At 71.2% G+C, this 18,262-nt stretch carries 17 protein-coding genes; 13 read left to right on the plus strand and 4 right to left on the minus strand.

Annotation, left to right across the window (positions count from 1 at the left end; translation table 11 throughout):
- Positions 1 to 50: 50 nt before the first annotated feature.
- The 3 genes from N5875_RS25815 to N5875_RS25825 all read right to left on the minus strand — a co-directional run bounded on the left by N5875_RS25815 (position 51) and on the right by N5875_RS25825 (position 5,851).
- Entirely contained in the window at positions 51 to 1,241 is a 1,191-nt protein-coding gene (locus tag N5875_RS25815) for a glycosyltransferase (protein WP_318211178.1), read from the minus strand.
- Positions 1,238 to 4,108: a CDP-glycerol glycerophosphotransferase family protein gene (locus tag N5875_RS25820; RefSeq protein ID WP_318211177.1), complete on the minus strand. Its 2,871-nt coding sequence runs from the start codon at positions 4,106 to 4,108 to the stop codon at positions 1,238 to 1,240. Before N5875_RS25820 ends, N5875_RS25815 begins: the two co-directional genes overlap by 4 nt.
- Before the next feature lie 90 nt (positions 4,109 to 4,198).
- Positions 4,199 to 5,851 (minus strand): hypothetical protein, encoded by a 1,653-nt coding sequence (locus N5875_RS25825; RefSeq protein WP_338496402.1) that lies wholly within the window; start codon positions 5,849 to 5,851, stop codon positions 4,199 to 4,201.
- Positions 5,852 to 6,140: 289 nt separating this feature from the next.
- Here N5875_RS25825 and N5875_RS25830 point away from each other — a divergent pair, with 289 nt between their 5' ends.
- The 7 genes from N5875_RS25830 (at position 6,141) to N5875_RS25860 (ending at position 12,842) form a co-directional block, all read left to right on the plus strand.
- Positions 6,141 to 7,136, plus strand: a complete 996-nt coding sequence (locus N5875_RS25830) for a glycosyltransferase family 2 protein (RefSeq protein ID WP_318211175.1) — start codon at positions 6,141 to 6,143, stop codon at positions 7,134 to 7,136.
- A complete protein-coding gene (locus tag N5875_RS25835; protein ID WP_338496403.1) occupies positions 7,136 to 7,603 on the plus strand; it encodes a GtrA family protein in 468 nt (155 codons plus the stop codon). Before N5875_RS25830 ends, N5875_RS25835 begins: the two co-directional genes overlap by 1 nt.
- Positions 7,604 to 7,689: 86 nt before the next feature.
- Positions 7,690 to 8,826 carry a glutamate 5-kinase gene (gene proB / locus N5875_RS25840; protein ID WP_338496405.1) on the plus strand — a complete coding sequence of 379 codons (1,137 nt, stop codon included), beginning with the start codon at positions 7,690 to 7,692 and terminating at the stop codon, positions 8,824 to 8,826.
- A gap of 157 nt (positions 8,827 to 8,983) precedes the next feature.
- On the plus strand, positions 8,984 to 9,505 hold the full coding sequence (locus N5875_RS25845) for a hypothetical protein (protein WP_187624528.1): 522 nt from the start codon (positions 8,984 to 8,986) through the stop codon (positions 9,503 to 9,505).
- A gap of 121 nt (positions 9,506 to 9,626) precedes the next feature.
- Positions 9,627 to 10,910: a glutamate-5-semialdehyde dehydrogenase gene (locus tag N5875_RS25850; RefSeq protein ID WP_338496408.1), complete on the plus strand. Its 1,284-nt coding sequence runs from the start codon at positions 9,627 to 9,629 to the stop codon at positions 10,908 to 10,910.
- A gap of 76 nt (positions 10,911 to 10,986) precedes the next feature.
- On the plus strand, positions 10,987 to 11,547 hold the full coding sequence (locus tag N5875_RS25855) for a hypothetical protein (RefSeq protein WP_318211171.1): 561 nt from the start codon (positions 10,987 to 10,989) through the stop codon (positions 11,545 to 11,547).
- 209 nt (positions 11,548 to 11,756) lie between these two features.
- Positions 11,757 to 12,842, plus strand: a complete 1,086-nt coding sequence (locus tag N5875_RS25860; protein ID WP_338496410.1) for a hypothetical protein — start codon at positions 11,757 to 11,759, stop codon at positions 12,840 to 12,842.
- 23 nt (positions 12,843 to 12,865) lie between these two features.
- Here the strand turns inward: N5875_RS25860 and N5875_RS25865 are convergent, their stop codons facing one another.
- A complete protein-coding gene (locus tag N5875_RS25865) occupies positions 12,866 to 14,008 on the minus strand; it encodes a M48 family metallopeptidase (RefSeq protein WP_338496411.1) in 1,143 nt (380 codons plus the stop codon).
- 128 nt (positions 14,009 to 14,136) lie between these two features.
- On the opposite strand from N5875_RS25865, the gene N5875_RS25870 reads away from it, so the two are divergent.
- The 6 genes from N5875_RS25870 to N5875_RS25895 all read left to right on the plus strand — a co-directional run bounded on the left by N5875_RS25870 (position 14,137) and on the right by N5875_RS25895 (position 18,242).
- Positions 14,137 to 14,373, plus strand: a complete 237-nt coding sequence (locus tag N5875_RS25870) for a hypothetical protein (RefSeq protein ID WP_318211226.1) — start codon at positions 14,137 to 14,139, stop codon at positions 14,371 to 14,373.
- 83 nt (positions 14,374 to 14,456) lie between these two features.
- A complete protein-coding gene (locus tag N5875_RS25875) occupies positions 14,457 to 14,618 on the plus strand; it encodes a hypothetical protein (protein WP_017239290.1) in 162 nt (53 codons plus the stop codon).
- A gap of 51 nt (positions 14,619 to 14,669) precedes the next feature.
- Positions 14,670 to 15,290, plus strand: a complete 621-nt coding sequence (nadD, locus tag N5875_RS25880; RefSeq protein ID WP_079042300.1) for a nicotinate-nucleotide adenylyltransferase — start codon at positions 14,670 to 14,672, stop codon at positions 15,288 to 15,290.
- 19 nt (positions 15,291 to 15,309) lie between these two features.
- The gene (locus N5875_RS25885; RefSeq protein ID WP_338496418.1) at positions 15,310 to 17,031 is read left to right on the plus strand and encodes an LCP family protein; all 1,722 of its coding nucleotides are present in this window, start codon (positions 15,310 to 15,312) and stop codon (positions 17,029 to 17,031) included.
- 93 nt (positions 17,032 to 17,124) lie between these two features.
- On the plus strand, positions 17,125 to 17,592 hold the full coding sequence (gene rsfS / locus N5875_RS25890) for a ribosome silencing factor (protein WP_318211167.1): 468 nt from the start codon (positions 17,125 to 17,127) through the stop codon (positions 17,590 to 17,592).
- On the plus strand, positions 17,589 to 18,242 hold the full coding sequence (locus tag N5875_RS25895; RefSeq protein ID WP_318211225.1) for a histidine phosphatase family protein: 654 nt from the start codon (positions 17,589 to 17,591) through the stop codon (positions 18,240 to 18,242). Before rsfS ends, N5875_RS25895 begins: the two co-directional genes overlap by 4 nt.
- The last annotated feature ends 20 nt before the right edge of the window (positions 18,243 to 18,262 follow it).

Here is an 18,262-nt window from a genome sequence, read left to right on the forward strand (position 1 = left end):
GAGTCTCCACTCCCCGGCCCTTCCCCGTACCCGCCGCTCTCCCGTACCGCTCAGCGTTCCAGGAAGGCGAACAGCGCCTCCCAGCGATCGGTGATCCGGTCGGCGGAGTACCGCTTGACGTTCTCGAAGGCCGCGTCGCCCATGCGGTCCCGCAGTTCCTTGTCGGTGATCAGCGTGCTGATGCGGCCGCCGAGTTCCACGGTGTTGCCGAGCCGGGCCAGCAGACCGTCCTCGCCGTCCCGGATGATCTCGCGGACACCCGGCGCGCAGTCGAACGCGGCGCAGGGCACCCCGGCCGCCATCGCCTCCAGGAGGGTGATCGGAAAGCCCTCGGCGCGCGAGGCCTGGGCGAAGACCGAGGCCCGGGAGAGCGCCCCGAGGACGTCGTTGGTACGCCCCATCCATGCGACGGAGCCGTCGAGACCGAGGGCGGTCGTGCGCTGCCGCAGCGACTCCTCCTCGTCCCCGGCGCCGTAGATCCGCAGCGTCCAGTCGGGGTGGCGGTGCGCGATCTCGGCCCAGCTGTCGAGCAGTATGTCCACGCCCTTCTCGTGCGAGAGGCGGCCGACGGAGACGACGGCCTTCTCGGTGCGCGGCACCGGGGCCGCGGGCATGAAGGGCAGGGCGTTGGGCATGTGGCCGACGTTGTCCATGCCGGCCCGGATCCAGCGGTCCGCGTCGCCGGGGGTGAGGACGAGCAGCCGGTCGACGTCCCGGTAGTAGCGCTTCACCCGGGCGAGCCGGGAGGCGGCCGCGCTCGCGGCGTACGACTCGTGGCTCATGCCGATGACGACGAGGCCCTTGGTGTCGGCGAGGGACACCCATTCCATCGCCCACACCTGGGCCACGATCACCACGGCCCCGGGCCGGGCGGCGGCGAACAGGGCCGTCATCCGCTCGGCCCGCTCCCGCATCCCGGCGGCGCGGACCGCGTGCCGACGGCGTTCGGCGGCGTTGAGCCTGCCCCTGAGGCCGCGCAGCGAGCGGACCTGCGGCGGGTGCGCGTCGTACAGCGTGGTGGTGGGGTACGGCAAGGGCTCGGGGAAGTCGTGCCCGCGTCCCTCGGGGGCCGGCCGGATCCCGATGACGTGCACCCGGTGGCCCCGGTCGGTGAACGTCCGGGCCATCTGGTGCGTCCAGGTCGTCACCCCGCCCATCTCGTCCACGCTGTTGGCGACGATGAAGATGTCACGGCCGCCGTCCGCGGGGGACGCGGGCGCCCCATGGGTCTCGTTGGTCACTTCCCGCTCCCGGTGAAGAACGTGGTGACGATCCGGCGGGCCGCGTCGCCCCGGTCGTACTCGCTGAAGTCCGCGTTGAACCGCTGCCGGGCCGCCGCGTACTTGGTGTCGGCCTCGTCCTGCAGGTTGGCGATCACTCCGAAGAGCGCGTCCTCCGTGGCCACGACGGGACCGGGGGCGTGTTCCTTCAGGTCGAAGTAGGTGCCGCGGTTCTCCTGGGCGTACTCGTCGTAGTCGTACGCGAAGAAGATCATCGGGCGGTCGAGCAGCCCGTAGTCGAACATCACGGACGAGTAGTCGGTGATCAGCCCGTCCGCGAGGGCGAGCAGCGGGGTGACGTCGTGGAGCCGGGACACGTCGACGACCCGGCCCCGGACCGACGGCGGCAGCGACACGCTGTTCAGGTAGTGCGTCCTGATCAGCAGTGTGTACGTGTCGCCGAAGCGGTCGGCGAACTCCTCGATGTCGAAGGGGGCCTCGAAGGCGCGGACCTTGCCGCCGGGCGCCGCGCGGAACGTCGGCGCGTACAGCAGGATCTTCTTGTCCGGGTCGATGCCCAGCTCGGCCGCGAGCGGTCCGCGCTCCCGGCGGCCCGTCCTCGTCTCCGCGCGGCGCGCCTCGACGAGGCTGTCATTGCGCGGGTAGCCGACGGGCAGCAGCACCTCGTCGCGGAGCCGGAAGGCCCGCGCGAGGGTGCGCCGGTCGTGCTCGCCTCGGATCAGGAAGTGGTCGAAGCGGTCCAGGGCCTGCTGGAAGGAGGCCTGGGCGGCGAGGCCGCGCGACTTGGTGTGGGGCTCGTCGAAGCCCATCCGCTTGAGCGCCGTGCCGTGCCAGGTCTGGATGTACGTGGTCCCCGCGCGCTTGGTGAGCCGCAGCGGGAAGCCCTGGTTGTCGATCCAGAACTCGGCCTGCGCCAGCGCCCGCAGATACGGCCAGCTCCAGCGCTTCACCAGGGTGGCGTCCTCGGGGAAGCCGGTCGGTCTGGCACCCGCGTACGACCAGACGGCCCCGAAGGCGACGCCCTGGCGGCGCATCTCCTCGTAGATGGCCCGGGGGCTGTCGCTGTACTGCTTGCCGAGGTGGCTCTCGAAGACCACCAGGCCCTTGCGGATCGGCAGTCGGCTGTAGACCTCGTGGTAGACGCGCAGCTTGGTCTCGCCCGAGTTCAGGTCCTTCCTCGCCCTGAGCAGGCGGCGCAGGCCGGTCTTCGCCAGCCGGGCGGTGCGCCCGCGCATGGCGCCCTCGATCATCGCCGTGGTGTGCACGGCGGCCCTGCCCTCGGCGGTGAGGACGTAGGACAGATTGCCCTTCCGGGTGACCTGGGGCACGAAGCGGTCGGACACCAGCCTGGTCAGCCGGGGGCGGATCCGCAGGCTGTCGGCCTCGTCGACGGGGGCGCCGCCGACGGACACCCGGGTCCGCAGGTCCTGCCCGTCGACCGTGAGGATCAGCCGGACGTCCCAGACCGCGTCGATGACGCCGAGCGGACGGACCGCGCGGGCGACGTCCGCCTCGCCCTCCCACTCGATCCAGGCACCGGCGTGCCGGAGCGTGGTGACCGGGATGCGGGCGGTCCGGCCGCCGACGCTGCGGCGGGCCGAGAACTCCAGGACGGCGCCGAGCTCCGCGTCCGGGCGGATCCGGCCCAGCGGGTTGACCACGCGCCCTGCGAGGCTGACGACCCCGGCCCTGCTGGAGTACGAGGTCAGCCGGTTGCCGAGGGCGAGCGAGGTCAGCGGTTTCGAGTCGTAGTGGGAGGAGGTGACGTCCAGGATCTGGCGGCCCTGCTCGGTGTCCAGGTGCTCGGCGCACCAGTAGACCTGCCCGTCCCGCTCGGCGAGCGGGGTGGTGAGCCGGCCGGGGTTGGTGAGCGCGTCGGTGGCCGGGAGGAGGTTGGGCCAGTCCTCCTTGCTCAGCAGGTAGGCGCAGATGGCGTGCATGCGCTGCACCTCCTCGTACGCCCGGGGGTCGATCTCGGCGAGGTAGCCGTTGGCCAGCCGGGCGAACTCGCGCCGGTAGTCGTCGCCGAGCAGCGGCAGGTCGCGCAGGTGGAGGACGAGGTCGTGCTTGAGGAACTTGATGTCCTTGCGGTACTTGAGCTCGTCGTAGCCCTTGCTCTCCAGGAGGGCGTCCACCCGGCGGTGGATCTCCATGCGGTGCACGAAGTTGGCGATCTCGTGGCGCCGGTTGCTGATCGACTTGGCGGCGGCGTTCTCCTGCACGTTCCAGTAGTAGACGTGGTTCGGGATGAGCGTGATCCGGCGCGCGGCGACGTAGGCCTGGGCGGAGAAGAGCAGGTCCTCGTAGTGGATGCCGACCGGGAACTCCAGACCCTGTTCGAGGAGGAACGCGCGCCGGTAGCACTTGTTCGTCGACAGGGTGTCGAACACCAGCAGGTCGGACAGCTCGGTGATCGACTCGATCGTCCGGGTCTGCGCGTAGAGCCAGGGATACCACTCGGTGGTCTTCTTGCGGCGGCTGTCGAGGTGGACACGGACGCAGAGGCCGGAGACCAGGTCGGAGCCGGTGCTCTCGGCGGCGTCGAGCATGTTGCGGCAGGCGTTGCGCTCCAGCACGTCGTCGCTGTCGAGGAACATGACGTACGTACCGGTGGCGCGCTGGATGCCGTGGTTGCGGGGGGCACCGCAGCCGCCGCTGTTCTCCGGCAGCTGGAACGCCCGGACCCGGTCCGGGTTCTCGGCGGCGAGAGCCTGGGCGACCGTGAAGGTGTCGTCCTTGCTGCAGTCGTCGACGATGACGACCTCGACGCCGTGCAGGGTCTGCTCCAGCACCGACCGGACGGCCGCCGGCAGACGCTCTGCGTCGTTGTAGGCGATGACGATCACGGAGACGTCAGGCACGTGCACCTCGATTCACTTGTCGTTCGTCCACTCCCCCTCAAACTACCTGGTGTTCACTATCCGTTACGCAATGTCACCCCTCGCAGGGGTGTTCGGTCAGGGCCGGTTGATCCGGTCCACGCCGTAGTACCCGGCCGTACACCGGGCGGCCCAGTCCTTCTCGTACACCTTCGTGAAAAAGGGCTCGGCGAGCCCGCCGATGTACAGCGGGCGGTACGTGACCTCGCTGCGGCCGGCCGCCACCTCCGCCCGGATCCGGGCGTCCTGCCGGTCCCATGCCAGGCTGCGCGCCACCGTGTGCGTGGTCAGCGTCCGCACCGCGGGCACCAGGGCCGCCGTGCTCGCCACGGCCACGGCGCCGGTGACGACCAGGGCCGCGAGCCGGGCGGCGCGGACACCGGGGGGTGACGGCGCCGCCCCGCGCTCGGGCCCGTCCCCGGCGGCCGGCGCAGGCGGCGAGACGAGCCCGCGCCCGTCCCCCGGTGCCGGTGCCGGCGACGCGACGAGCCCGCGCCCCAGGCGGTACCCCAGCCACGCCCCGTAGCCGCAGAGCGCCAGCAGGAACGGCACCACGAAACTGGTCCACGTGCGCGCGTACGTCCAGCCGCCCACCCCGTAGCCGCTGCGCAGTCCGTACGCGGCCACCAGGCTCCCGAGCGCGATCAGCGGCAGGGGCAGCACCAGGACGGCGACGCGAAACGTTCCGCCCGAGGTCCGGCCGGTCCCGGCCTCCTCGCCGTCGGCCCCCGTGTCCCCGCCGTGCGGGCGGCGCGCCGAGAGGGCCACCGCGAGGCCGAGGAGCACCCCGGCCGCGAGAGCGCCGACGTATGCCCACTGCCCGCCGATCGTCTCCCAGATCCGGTACCAGTCGCGGACCGTCTCCCCGGCCCCGGCCAGGGTCAGCGGCTCCTTCGGCTGCTGGGCGCGCCGCCAGCGGGCGCCGGGGGAGGTGGTGAGCAGCACCAGGCCGATCAGGAGGCCCAGGCACCAGGCCGCGCACCAGGTCGACGCGAACCGGTCGCGCGTCCGGCCGAACCGGGGCAGGCAGAGCACGCCCGCCGCGGCGGCGATCAGCCCGGACATCGCGACGAAGGGCTCGCTGAGCATGCCGGCCGCGGTGCCGAGCACCGCCGCGGCGCCGACGGCGGTGCCCCGCGCCCAGCGCCGGCGGCTGCGGGCGGCCCCCACGGCCATGAGCACCGCCCAGACGCCGAGGACGCTCGGGAGGGTGTGGGAGATGGTGGCCGGAGCCCAGAGCAGCACCTGGTACGCGCGGGTCCCCGCGAAGAACAGCAGCGCTTCGAGCACCAGGACCGCCGCCGCGGCCGCCGCCGCCGGGAACGGCAGCCGGAGCGCCCGCAGGGTGGCGCGGGCGAGGAGGAACAGTCCCGAGCCGAGCGCGACCACGAGGAAGGCCGGCAGCAGTTTCGGCCCCCGCATGTCGTCGGAGTAGAGCAGCCCGGTCAGGAGGGCGTTGGTGACGCGTCCGTTCTGGGTGAGGTAGAAGTCCGACGTGATGCCGAGGACCCCCATGTCCCGGGTCTTCCACAGGGCGCACCAGTCGTCCGACGTGGGCCGTACGTACAGACCCAGGAAGGCGCCGACCGAGAGCAGCGCACCCGCTCCGGTGGCGATGACCAGCGCGATCCAGGGGAGTGCCTGCCGGAGGCCGCGCGCCGCGTCGCTGTTCTGTTCTTCTTCGTCCGACATCCGTGCGTCACCGAGGTCCGACAGGGTCGTTCTACTCACGGGGCATTGCTCCAGGGGGCCGAGTTCCGTGGCACGAGGGCGCCGCCTCCGTGGCGTCGCCAAGGTATCGGCACAACGGCTCTACGGGTGACAAAAGACAAAAAATGCCGTGTATACCAATATCTTGCTCACATGCTTTGCCGCATGGACGACATGCCGACCGGGCGCGGCCACCCGGGCGACGCCGGACGGTCACCGCCCCTTCGTACCGTGGCCGCGCTGCTCGAAGGCGAGTTCGGTGGCGGTCCCTCAGGACGTACTCTTGCCCATCCCTCTGGAGTGACCGTTCATGACCAGGCTTTCCGTCGTCGTCCCCTGCTTCAACGAGGAGGACGTCGTCGAACGCTTCGACGCGCGGATGCGCCAGGTGCTCGACACCCTCCCCGTCGGTTACGAGATCTGCTACGTCGACGACGGCAGCTCCGACGGAACGCTGGACAAGCTGCGCGAGATCGCCGCCCGGCACCCGCACCGCACCCAGTACGCCTCCTTCAGCCGCAACTTCGGCAAGGAGGCCGCCATGCTCGCCGGCCTGCGCAAGTCCACCGGTGACGCCGTGGTCATCATGGACGCCGACCTCCAGCACCCGCCCGAGCTCCTCGCGCGCATGCTGGACCTGCACCACCAGGGCCACGACCAGGTCATCGCGCGCCGGACCCGCGAAGGCGACAAGAAGCTCCGCTCCGCGCTCAGCCGGATGTACTACCGGGCGGTCAACCGCTGGGTCGACGTGGAACTCACCGACGGCGTCGGCGACTTCCGCCTCCTGTCCCGCCCCGCCGTCGACGCGCTGCTCTCGCTGCCCGAGTACAACCGCTTCTCCAAGGGCCTCTTCTCCTGGATCGGCTTCGACACCGTCACCTTCGACTATCAGAACGCCGCACGCGAAGGCGGTGAGACGAAGTGGAAGTTCAGCTCCCTGATCAACTACGGCATGGACGGGCTGATCTCCTTCAACAACCGTCCGCTGCGCATCGCCCTCTGGCTCGGCATGACACTCACCGGCCTCGCCGCCCTCTACGCGGCCTGGGTCGTCGTCGCCGCCCTCACCCAGGGCGTCACCGCCCCCGGATACGTCACCCTGGTCGCGATCATCGCGGGACTCGGGGGAGTACAGATGGTGATGCTGGGGCTGATCGGCGAGTACATCGGCCGCATCTACTACGAGACGAAGCGCCGGCCGCACTTCCTCGTCAAGGAGACCCACCGCTCCTTCGGCCGCGGGGCGTCCGAGCGCGCCGCCGCCGAACGGATCCGCGTCGTGGCCACCGACGGAGAGCACTGATGGGAGACGGGACTCCCACCGCGCGGCGCGGACGGCTCGCCGAGATCTTCCGCTTCGCCCTCGTCGGCGGCGTCAACACCGGTACCTTCTTCGGCTGTTACCTGCTGCTCCACCCGTGGATGCCGTACTTCGCCGCGTACTCCCTCGCCTTCGTCCTCAGCATGATCGGCTCCTTCTTCCTCAACACGTACTTCACCTACCGCACCCGGCCGACCTGGAAGAAGTTCGCCCTCTTCCCGCTCACCAACGTCACCAACTACCTGGTGCAGAGCGTCGGTCTGTACGCGCTCGTCACCTGGGCCGGGATGGACGACAGAATCGCGCCACTCGTCGCGGCCGTCGTCGCCATCCCCTTCACCTACCTCATCTCCCAGCGGATCCTCGTCCCCCGGAACAACGGGCAGGACACCGACGACTCCGGTCCAGGGAGCGAAACGGACGAGCGGCAGCCCTCCCGGCTCGCGTAGATTGCCTGGCAGTCGCGGCGGGAACACGCGGCGCGTGGGACAGCTGAGTGAGGACGACGCAGGTGGCGGCACAGGTGACGACGCAGATGACCGGAGAGACGGACGACGCGAGGCGATATGTGACGGAGGCCCGCAGGATCGTCATCAAGGTCGGCTCCTCCTCCCTCACCACCGCCTCCGGAGGCCTCGACGCCGACCGCGTCGACGCCCTCGTCGACGTGCTCGCCAAGGTCCGCAGCGGCGGCGAGAAGGAGATCGTCCTCGTCTCCTCCGGCGCCATCGCCGCAGGACTCGCACCGCTCGGCCTCACCCGCCGTCCCAAGGACCTCGCCCGGCAGCAGGCCGCCGCCAGCGTCGGCCAGGGCCTCCTCGTCGCCCGGTACACCGCCTCCTTCGCCCGCTACGGCGTCCGCGTCGGCCAGGTCCTCCTCACCACCGACGACACCAGCAGGCGCGCCCACTACCGCAACGCCTACCGGACCCTCGACCAGCTCCTCGCGATGGGCGCGCTGCCGGTCGTCAACGAGAACGACACCGTCGCCACCGACGAGATCCGCTTCGGCGACAACGACCGGCTCGCCGCCCTCGTCGCCCATCTCGTCCGCGCCGACCTGCTCGTCCTGCTCTCCGACGTCGACGGCCTCTACGACGGGGACCCCTCCAAGCCCGGCACGTCGAGGATCGCCCAGGTCACCGGCCCCGACGACATCGCCCATGTGGAGATCGGCTCCGCCGGAAAGGCGGGCGTCGGCACCGGTGGCATGGTCACCAAGGTCGAGGCCGCCCGGATCGCCGCCGCCGCCGGCATCCCCGTGGTCCTCACCTCCGCGAGCCGCGCCGCCGACGCCCTCGCCGGGCGCGACACCGGTACGTACTTCCACCGCACCGGCCGCCGCTCCGCGGACCGGCTCCTGTGGCTGGCCCACGCCTCCACCCCGCAGGGCTCTCTCACCCTCGACGACGGAGCCGTACGAGCCGTCGTCGAAGGAAAGAAGTCCCTGCTCGCGGCTGGTGTCGCGGGCATCGAGGGCGACTTCGTGGCGGGCGACCCGGTCGAACTGCGCGACACCGCCGGCCGGGCCGTCGCCCGCGGACTCGTCAACTTCGACGCCAAGGAGATGCCCCGGATGCTCGGGCGCTCCACCCCCGAGCTCACCAAGGAGCTCGGACCCGAGTACGAGCGCGAGGTCGTCCACCGCGACGACCTGGTCGTCATCCGCTGACCCTCGCGACCCTCCCGAAACGGCTGAAAGTGCGGCCATCCGGAAGGGACGTTTACCAAAACCGCCCCACGTGCCGCCTCGGGCTGGTCAACTTTGTCTCGGGGGTAAGAGAGCAGGGCGGGGTACAGCACCACACGCATCACACAGGAGGCCGCCGGTGAGACGAGCGCGCCCAGGGGCACCGCCCCGAGGGACTGCCGAACGCGCCCTGACCAGTGTCGAGGCCGGAGCCGACTTCGACGAGGCACGGGACAGGTCCACGGACACCAAGACCGAGACCACCACCGAGACACGCGAGGTTCGCGAGGCACGTGAGGCACGCGCCAAGGAACAGCCCGTGTCCAAACTCTGGCACATCACGCTCAGCGTGTCGGGTGTGGAGTCACCGCTGAAGGAGGTGCGACGAGGGCTCGAACAGCTGGCCCACGACCACCCCTTCCTGCTGACCAGCCGGTACGCCAACGATCACGCCGAGATCCGGTACTGGGAGGAGGCCCGCGACCTGCACGACGCCGCGGCCGTCGCCCTGCGCCTGTGGGGCGAGCACCGGCAGACCGCCAAGCTGCCGCCGTGGGAGATCGTCGGCCTCGAGGTCATCGACCGCGAGACCTACCACCAGCGGATCGCGGAGGGCTACGGCCCACCGCCCGCGGCCCCGGTCGGCGTCCACCCCTACTGAGGGCCGCGCGTCTCGCCGTACAGGGCCGTGGCCGGGGCCGTGCGTCTCGCCGCAGCGCCTGTACGTCTCGCAGTGCGGGATACGTGAGGGATGTCCGCAGGGGTGCCAGTACCCTGCGGGCATGACCTCGCTCACGCCCCTCGACAACCTGTCCCCGGTCACCCGGGCCGCCTACCGGGCCCGTGGCGCCGCCGCCGAAATCGCGCCACTCCCGCGCGCGGCCAAGGACGACGCCCTGCTGGCGATCGCGGACGCCCTCGAAGTGCGCACCGCCGAGATCGTCGAGGCCAACGCCGAGGACATCGCCAAGGCCCGCGAAGCCGGGACCAGCGAGGCGATCATCGACCGACTCACCCTCACCCCCGAGCGCGTCCGGGCCATCGCCGCCGATGTCCGCCACGTGGCCGCGCTGCCCGACCCCGTCGGCGAGGTCGTCCGGGGCCAGACCCTGCCCAACGGCATCGACCTGCGCCAGGTCCGCGTCCCGCTCGGCGTCGTCGGCATCATCTACGAGGCCCGGCCCAACGTCACCGTCGACGCCGCCGCCCTCTGCCTCAAGTCAGGCAACGCCGTCCTGCTCCGCGGCTCGTCCTCCGCCTACGCCTCCAACAGCGCCCTGGTGAAGGTCCTGCGCGACGCCATCGGCGGCGCCGGGCTGCCCGCGGACGCCATCCAGCTCGTCCCCGGCGAGTCCCGCGAATCGGTCCGTGAGCTGATGCGCGCCCGCGGCCTCGTCGACGTCCTCATCCCGCGCGGCGGAGCCTCCCTGATCAAGACGGTCGTCGAGGAGTCCTCCGTCCCGGTCATCGAGACCGGCACCGGCAACTGCCACGTCTACGTCGACGCCCAGACCGACCTCGACATGGCCGTCGACATCCTGATCAACTCCAAGGCCCACCGGGTCAGCGTCTGCAACGCCGCCGAGACCCTCCTCGTCCACCAGGACGTCGCCGCGGCCTTCCTGCCCAGGGCCCTCGACGCGCTCGCCGAGGCCGGCGTCACCGTCCACGCCGACGAGCGGGTCATCGCCCTCGCCGAGGGCTCCAAGGCCACCGTCGTACCGGCCACGCCGGAGGACTGGGAGACCGAGTACCTCTCGTACGACATCGCCGCCGCCGTCGTCGACTCCCTCGACAAGGCCGTCGAGCACATCCGGACCTGGTCCTCCGGTCACACCGAGGCCATCGTCACCACCTCGCAGGCCGCGGCGCGCCGCTTCACCCAGCTGGTCGACTCCACCACGGTCGCCGTGAACGCCTCCACCCGGTTCACGGACGGCGGACAGTTCGGCTTCGGCGCGGAGATCGGCATCTCCACCCAGAAGCTGCACGCCCGGGGCCCCATGGGCCTTCCGGAGCTCACCTCGACCAAGTACATCGTCACCGGCGACGGTCACGTGCGGTAATCACTCCTTTCGGTACGGGCGGGGAGGGTTCGCACTCTCCCTGCCCAAAACCACCTCGCGGGTCTACTCTGAATCCGTGCCGGACGACGTGGGGGGCACGCCGTTCCAGGACGGCGGGGACCCTGAGGACTCTGTCGACCGCGGAGGCGCCGACGAGGTCTACGCCGACGTGGTGTTCGACGAGGACTTCGTACGGGCCGCGACCGTTCACGAACCCACCGCTGTCGAGCGGCTCCTCGCCGCCGCCCAGGCCCGCGCGGAGGCCGAGTCGGCCCGCGCCCTGGCCGGCGGAGGATCGGGCGACGACGACCTCTACGAGGACTTCCACGACCCCTCCGGCCTCACCTACGAGCCGGACGACGTCGGCGACGACGCCAGCCCCTACGGCCGCCACGGCGGCGCTCTGCGCCCCTACCGGGGCAGCGCCCGCTGGCACCGGCCCGTCGCCTGGCTCCTCGCCCTCGTCATGGGGGTCGGCATGGTCGCCCTGGCGTTCAGCGCCGTCTACCGGGGTGCGGCCGCCAACCGCCAGGACCAGATCCCGCCGCCGGCCACGACCGGTGTCGACACGCCCAATCCGAACCCGGCCCCGCCCGCCGCCCACGCGCCCGCGGCCCGCTCCGCGTCCCCCGAATAGGCCCTCCTCGGCCCCCGACGCAGGCGCTCCTCGTCCCCCGAGTGGGACCGCTCCACGTCCCCCGGCAGGGTCTCGGCCGGCCCGCGTCCCCCGAGTGGTCGAGCCGTACGGCTCTCTGGCGGCGCATACCCACCCTGACGGCGGAATTCTTCCGAACTTGTCGTGTACCTGGGCGTTTACCGAAGCCCGCGCCGACCTACCCTGAAGGTATGGCAGGGCGTGGCGACCCGCCTGAGGGGACACCCGAGGGTCTCCCCGGTGGTGAGGACGAGTACAGGTCCGTCGTCTTCGACGAGGCGTTCGTCCGTGCTGCCCACCTCCAGGAGTTCTCGGCCCGGGAGCGGATGGGCGAGCACACCGAGGCCGTCCGCAGCCGCCCCTCCTCCTGGGAGGGCCGGAGCGGCTCCCGCCAGGCCCTCATGCTGGTCCTGCTGATCCTCCTCGCCTTCGGTACGGCCATCTATCTGGGCGTCCGCAACCCCTACCAGCCGCCCGTCGACCAGCGGGCCGAGCCACTGCGGACCACCGTGGTCCCGCTCGCCCCGCAGGGCCCCGTCGTCGGCGGTGTGCCCGACCGGCTCTTCGACCACAGCCCGGTCGCCGAGTACCGCACGGGAGCCGCCGGCATCAACCTCCCTGTCGCGGGCCGCACCACCCACTTCGCCGAGAGTCAGGTCGTCACCGCCCTGAGCATCGCCAAGGACTATCTGGTGGCCTCGTCCCTGGAGCCCGACGTCCTGTCCGGGGTCACCGTGCGCCCCGCGCGCCTGCTGCTCGACCCCGACCAGCTGGAACAGTTCGACCGGAGCGTGGAGGCACCGGCCGACGACGGCCGGCACGCCCTCGCCGCCTGGCTGGTCCGCTTCGACCCGCGCCAGGCCGTCCTCGCGGACCCCGCGGCCCGTGTCCAGGGCACCCTCCGCTTCGAGGAGACCGGTCCCGACACCCTGGACGTCACCGCGGACCATACGTACACCTACGCCCTCCGCCCGGCCTCCCAGGGCGCGGGACCGGTCGGTCAGGCCTCGCTCTTCACCGTCCACCGTGAGGTGCACTTCCGCTTCGACCGCGAGGACCTGCGCATGCACCGGGCCGAGCTGGTGACCAGCACCGTCGAGGCGGGCCCGCAGGCGTGCGGCGCGGACACCTCCGGTTCCCTGAAGCCGCTCCTGGCCGGAGCGAGGGCCTCCGACGTGGGCGGCGGACCGCCGGTCACCGACCCGTACGCCACGGGCCGGCCCGCCGCCCCCTCACTGTGCGGAGCGCTGGCACCGGCCGCCCAGCCCTCACTCTGAGGGCCGAGCGCGCTCGGCCCTCGTTACTGAGCGTCCCCGGTGCCGCTGTTGCCGCTGTCCGGGCCGCTCTTGCCGTCCCCGTCGGTTCCGTCGGATCCGTCGGTCCCGGCGGCGTCCGGCTTCTTCGGGCCCTGGCCGCCGCCGAAGGCGTTGCGCAGCTTCCCGCCCAGGTCGCCCGCCAGGTCCCCGGCGCCACCGGCTATGTCGCCGACCAGCTTCATCAGAGGATCCTTGCTGGTCCGCACGGTGTCGGCGTAGTGCCCCGCCGACTCGCGGAAGGAGTCCGTGACCGAGGTGTCCTTGTCCTCCGAGCGCTTCGGGTAGTGACCGTCCATGATCCGCTGGAAGTCGCGGCTCTCCGACCACTTCCTCAGCTCCGCCGCCCGGACGGTGGTGAAGGGATGCGTGCGCGGCAGCACGTTGAGGATCTTCAGGACCGAGTCCCGCAGGTCCCCGGACTTCTCGTACTCGTCGGCCTGGGCGAGGAACGCGTCCACGTTCATCTCGTGGAGGTGGTTGCCGCCGGCGATCTTCATCAGACCGCGCATCGACGCCTGCACGTCCTGTCCGACGAGGAGCCCGGCCCGGTCGGCGGAGAGCTCCGACTTGCGGAACCACTCGCGCAGCGCCGTGACGATGGCCATGATCGCGACGTTCCCCAGCGGGATCCAGGCGACCTTGAGCGCCAGACCCGTGAGGAAGAGCAGCACCGTCCGGTAGACGGAGTGCCCGGACAGCGCGTGGCCGACCTCGTGGCCGACGACCGCACGCATCTCCTCCTCGTCGAGGAGCTCCACCAGGCCGGTGGTGACGACGATGATCGGCTCGTCCAGGCCGATGCACATCGCGTTGGGCTTCGGGTCCTGCGTCACGTACATCGGCGGGACCTTCTCCAGGTCCAGGATGTAACAGGCGTCCCGCAGCATGTCGTTGAGATGGCTGAACTGCGCGTCGCTCACCCGGACGGAGTCCGAGAGGAAGAGCAGTCGCAGGCTGCGCTCCGGCAACAGTCCGCTGAGCGCCTTGAAGACCGTGTCGAAGCCGCTGAGCTTGCGCAGCGCCACCAGCGCCGAGCGGTCGGCCGGATGCTCGTAGGCCCGCGAGGAGATACCGGGGAACCGCTTCCGCTGCCTGCTCGGCACGTTCCCCTGGTCGTTCTCGGTCATGGATGCCCCCTGTTCGTACGAGTCGGTGCTCGTCCCCCTGACGAACCCCAGCCTAGGCGCTGGCGCTACCGTGTGCCGGAGCCTGTGGATAACTCGGGCACCAAGGACGACCGAGGAGCACGACCGACATGCCGGACACCGTCGACACCGCCGCCACCCTGCTCGCGGCCGCCGCGCAGCAGGGGCCGGGCGACACGCTCCGTATCGTGCTGCTGGTCTCGATCGTGGGTGGCGTGCTGCTCGCCTGGTTCCTGCTGCGCGGCTACCGCACCGACGGCACGGGTGACGCCAGTGCCGCCGACGGCGCCGTCGGCGGCACCGACGTCGGCCCGGGCGGCAACACGGACCGTGACGCGAGTGCCTGAGTCGGCGTGAGCCCGTCCGGACCGCCCGCATACGATGTGCGCGAAGTCTCCGCTCCCATCCCCGATCGATAGGTCTGCCGAAGATGAGCCTCCACAGCACCGCCGCCAACCTGGTCTCTCTCGCCGAGGGCGCCGAGCACGGCGGCAACCACGACAGCCTCAGCCCCTACCTCACCGGCTTCGGCGCCTTCGGCGCGCTGCTTCTGCTGCTGTGGATCACCACTCGCTTCAACCGCGACCGCTGAACCGGCGACCCTGATCCGGCGTCCGCTGCCGTGCCAGTAGGCTCTGCACGCATGGGAGAGCAGGAAATGCCTACTGGCGGGCGCGGGAAGCGCCGACTCGGCGTGATGGGCGGAACCTTCGACCCGATCCACCACGGACACCTGGTGGCGGCCAGCGAGGTCGCCGCCCTGTTCCACCTGGACGAGGTCGTGTTCGTACCGACCGGGCAGCCGTGGCAGAAGAGCGACCGGGCCGTCTCGGCGGCCGAGGACCGCTATCTGATGACGGTCATCGCCACGGCCTCCAACCCGCAGTTCTCGGTCAGCCGGATCGACATCGACCGCGGCGGCGCGACCTACACCATCGACACCCTGCGGGACCTGCGCTCCCTCAACAGCGACTCGGACCTCTTCTTCATCACCGGGGCCGACGCGCTGTCGCAGATCCTCACCTGGCGCGACGCCGAGGAACTCTTCTCGCTCGCGCACTTCATCGGCGTCACCCGGCCGGGCCACGACCTCACCGACGACGGACTGCCCAAGGGCGGCGTCTCGCTGGTCGAGGTTCCCGCGCTCGCCATCTCCTCCACCGACTGCCGGGCGAGGGTCGCGCAGGGCGATCCCGTCTGGTACCTGGTCCCGGACGGCGTGGTGCGCTACATCGACAAGCGCCAGTTGTACCGCGGCGAGTGAGCTTCGGGGAGGGCCACCGGTGAACGATCAGCAGCATCCGTACGACCCGTACTATCCGCAGCCGCAGATCATCGGCTACGACGAGTACGGGCAGCCGGTGTACCAGCAGCAGCAACAGCAGCAGGGATACGGATACGACCCGTACGCCCCGCAGCAGTATCCGGAGCAGCAGCAATACCAGGAGCAGCCCCAGCAGTACCAGGGGCAGTCCCAGCAACCTCAGCAGTCCCAGCAGTCCCATGGGCCGCAGTACGACCCGTACGGGCAGCAGGGGTACAGCTACCCCTCCTACGACACGGGGCAGCAGTGGGCCGCCCAGCCCGAACCCGCCGCCGCGCCCGCCGCCCCGGCCGCGCCCGCCGCCCCGGCCGCACCCCCCGTGGCGCCGGCCGCATCCGTCGCGGCCCCGGCGGGGGTCCCCGGTCAGCGTCCCGCCTCCGAGCGCTCCGCCCCGGCCCGGCCGGCCCCCGAGGACGACCGGGAGTACCGCACCGAGCAGTTCTCGTTCATCGAGGAGCCGGACGAGGACTCCGAGGACGTCATCGACTGGCTGAAGTTCACCGAGAGCCGTTCCGAGCGGCGCGAGGAGGCCAGGCGCAGGGGCCGCAACCGGATCATCGCCCTCGTCGTCGTGCTCGTCCTCGCGGCCGTGGGCGGCGTCGGCTACCTCTGGTCCGCGGGCATGCTCCCCGGGGCGTCCGAAGAGGAGCGGAAGGGGAACACCGCGACCGGTCCGCAGAAGCGCGACACGATCGTCGTCCACCTCCACAACACCACGGGAGGCGGGACCTCCACCGTCCTGCTCGTCAACAACACCACCACCCGCCAGGGCACCTCGGTCCTGATCCCCAACTCCGTCGTCGTGGCCGACGGCGAGGGCGCCGCGACCACCCTCGGCAAGTCGGTCGAGGACGACGGGTCCAGTGGGACCCGTGAGGCGATCGGCAACCTCCTCGGCGCCCCGATCACCGGCACCTGGCGCCTGGACACGCCGTACCTGGACACCCTCGTGGACCTCGTCAGCGGTATCGAGACCGACACCGACACTGAAGTGCCCGACTCGAAGAAGGGCGCCGATCCGCTGGTCAGGAAGGGCGAGAAGCAGTCCCTGAACGGCCGCGCCGCTGTCGCCTACGCGACCTACCGGGCACCCGGCGAGGCCGAGACCAAGCAGCTCCAGCGCTTCGGACAGGTCATGTACGCGGTGCTGCGCAAGATCTCGGACAATCCCGAGTCCGCCACGATGACCGTCGAGAGCCTCACCCAGATCTTCGACCCCTCGCTCTCCGAGAAGGACCTGGGCGCCGCCCTGGCCAAGCTCGCCGAGCACGCCAAGGTCGGCGACTACAAGACGGCCCTGCTCCCGGTGGGGCAGGATGGCGCGCTGACCGAGGGCGCGAGCGACAGTGTGGTGAAGGACATCCTGGGCGGAAAGGTCACCGCCCCCGAGGCGGGCGACGTGCCCCGGGTCTCGCTGCGGGACGGTTCCGGCAAGAAGGCGACCGAGGCGGCCCGGATCGTCCTGATCAACGGCGGCTACACCTTCGTGGGCGGCGGCGAGGCGGACACCCAGGAGAAGTCGCAGGTCGTCTACGGTGACGACCTCCAGAAGGCGACGGCGGCCGAGGTGGCCAAGACACTGGGTCTGCCGGCCGGCTCGGTCACCAAGGGCAAGCCCTCGGGAGCGGCCGCGGTGACCGTGATCCTGGGCCAGGACTACAAGGTGCCGGGGGCCCGGTAACGGCGCTCAACGGCGCTCCGGAAAACGTTGGCGGGGCCGTCGGCGGTCCGTGAGACCCTGGAGGGGTACTGGACCGCCGACGAAAGCCTGCTTGTGACCGCCACGGATCGTTCCATCGAGCTCGTCAACGCCGCCGCTCAGGCGGCCGCCGACCGGCTCGCGCACGACATCATCGCGTACGACGTCAGCGATGTGCTGTCGATCACCGACGCCTTCCTGCTCGCCTCCGCGCCCAACGACCGCCAGGTCAAGTCGATCGTCGACGAGATCGAGGAGCGCCTCAACAAGGACCTCGGCGCCAAGCCGGTCCGCCGTGAGGGCGACCGCGACGCGCGCTGGATCCTCCTGGACTACGTCGACATCGTCGTCCACGTCCAGCACAGCGAGGAGCGTGTCTTCTACGCGCTCGAGCGCCTGTGGAAGGACTGCCCCGAGCTCCCGCTCCCCGAGGACGCGGCGAAGACCCGCGGCAAGGGCGCCGAGCACGCCGCCCTGACCGGCGTCGACCTCTCCGAGCACGCCGCCGGCCTGCCCGACGGACCGGACGGTGAGCTGAGCTGAGCACCACCAAGGGCGGTACTGGCCGCCGCATTGTTCTCTGGCGCCACGGCCAGACCTCCTGGAACCTGGAGCGCCGCTTCCAGGGCTCGACCGACATCGAGCTGACGGAGGCCGGCGCCGCCCAGGCGCGCCGGGCGGCCCGGCTGCTCGCCGCGCTGAAGCCGGACGCCATCGTGGCCTCCGACCTGAAGCGGGCGGCGGCCACCGCCGCCGAGCTGGCCGTGCTCACCGGCCACGCCGTCGCCCACGACTCCGCGCTGCGCGAGACGTACGCGGGGGAGTGGCAGGGACTGACCCACGACGAGATCGTGGCGCGGTACGGCGAGCAGTACGCCGCGTGGAAGCGCGGCGAGCCCGTGCGCCGGGGCGGCGGCGAACTGGAGACCGAGGTGGCCGACCGGGCCGCCCCGGTGGTCCTGGAGCACGCCGACAAGCTTCCCGAGGACGGCACGCTCGTCGTGGTGAGCCACGGCGGCACGATCCGCACCACCATCGGCCGGCTCCTCGGCCTGGAGTCCCAGCACTGGGAGAGCCTGGGTGGCCTCTCGAACTGCTGCTGGTCGGTCCTCGGCGAGGGCGCGCGCGGCTGGCGTCTGATGGAGCACAACGCGGGCACGCTGCCCGAGCCGGTCCTCGGCGACGACGACTGAGCCCCACGACGGGCCTGCCG

Origin of the sequence: Streptomyces sp. SJL17-4 (genome assembly GCF_036826855.1) — a bacterium.
Classification (GTDB): Bacteria; Actinomycetota; Actinomycetes; order Streptomycetales; family Streptomycetaceae; genus Streptomyces.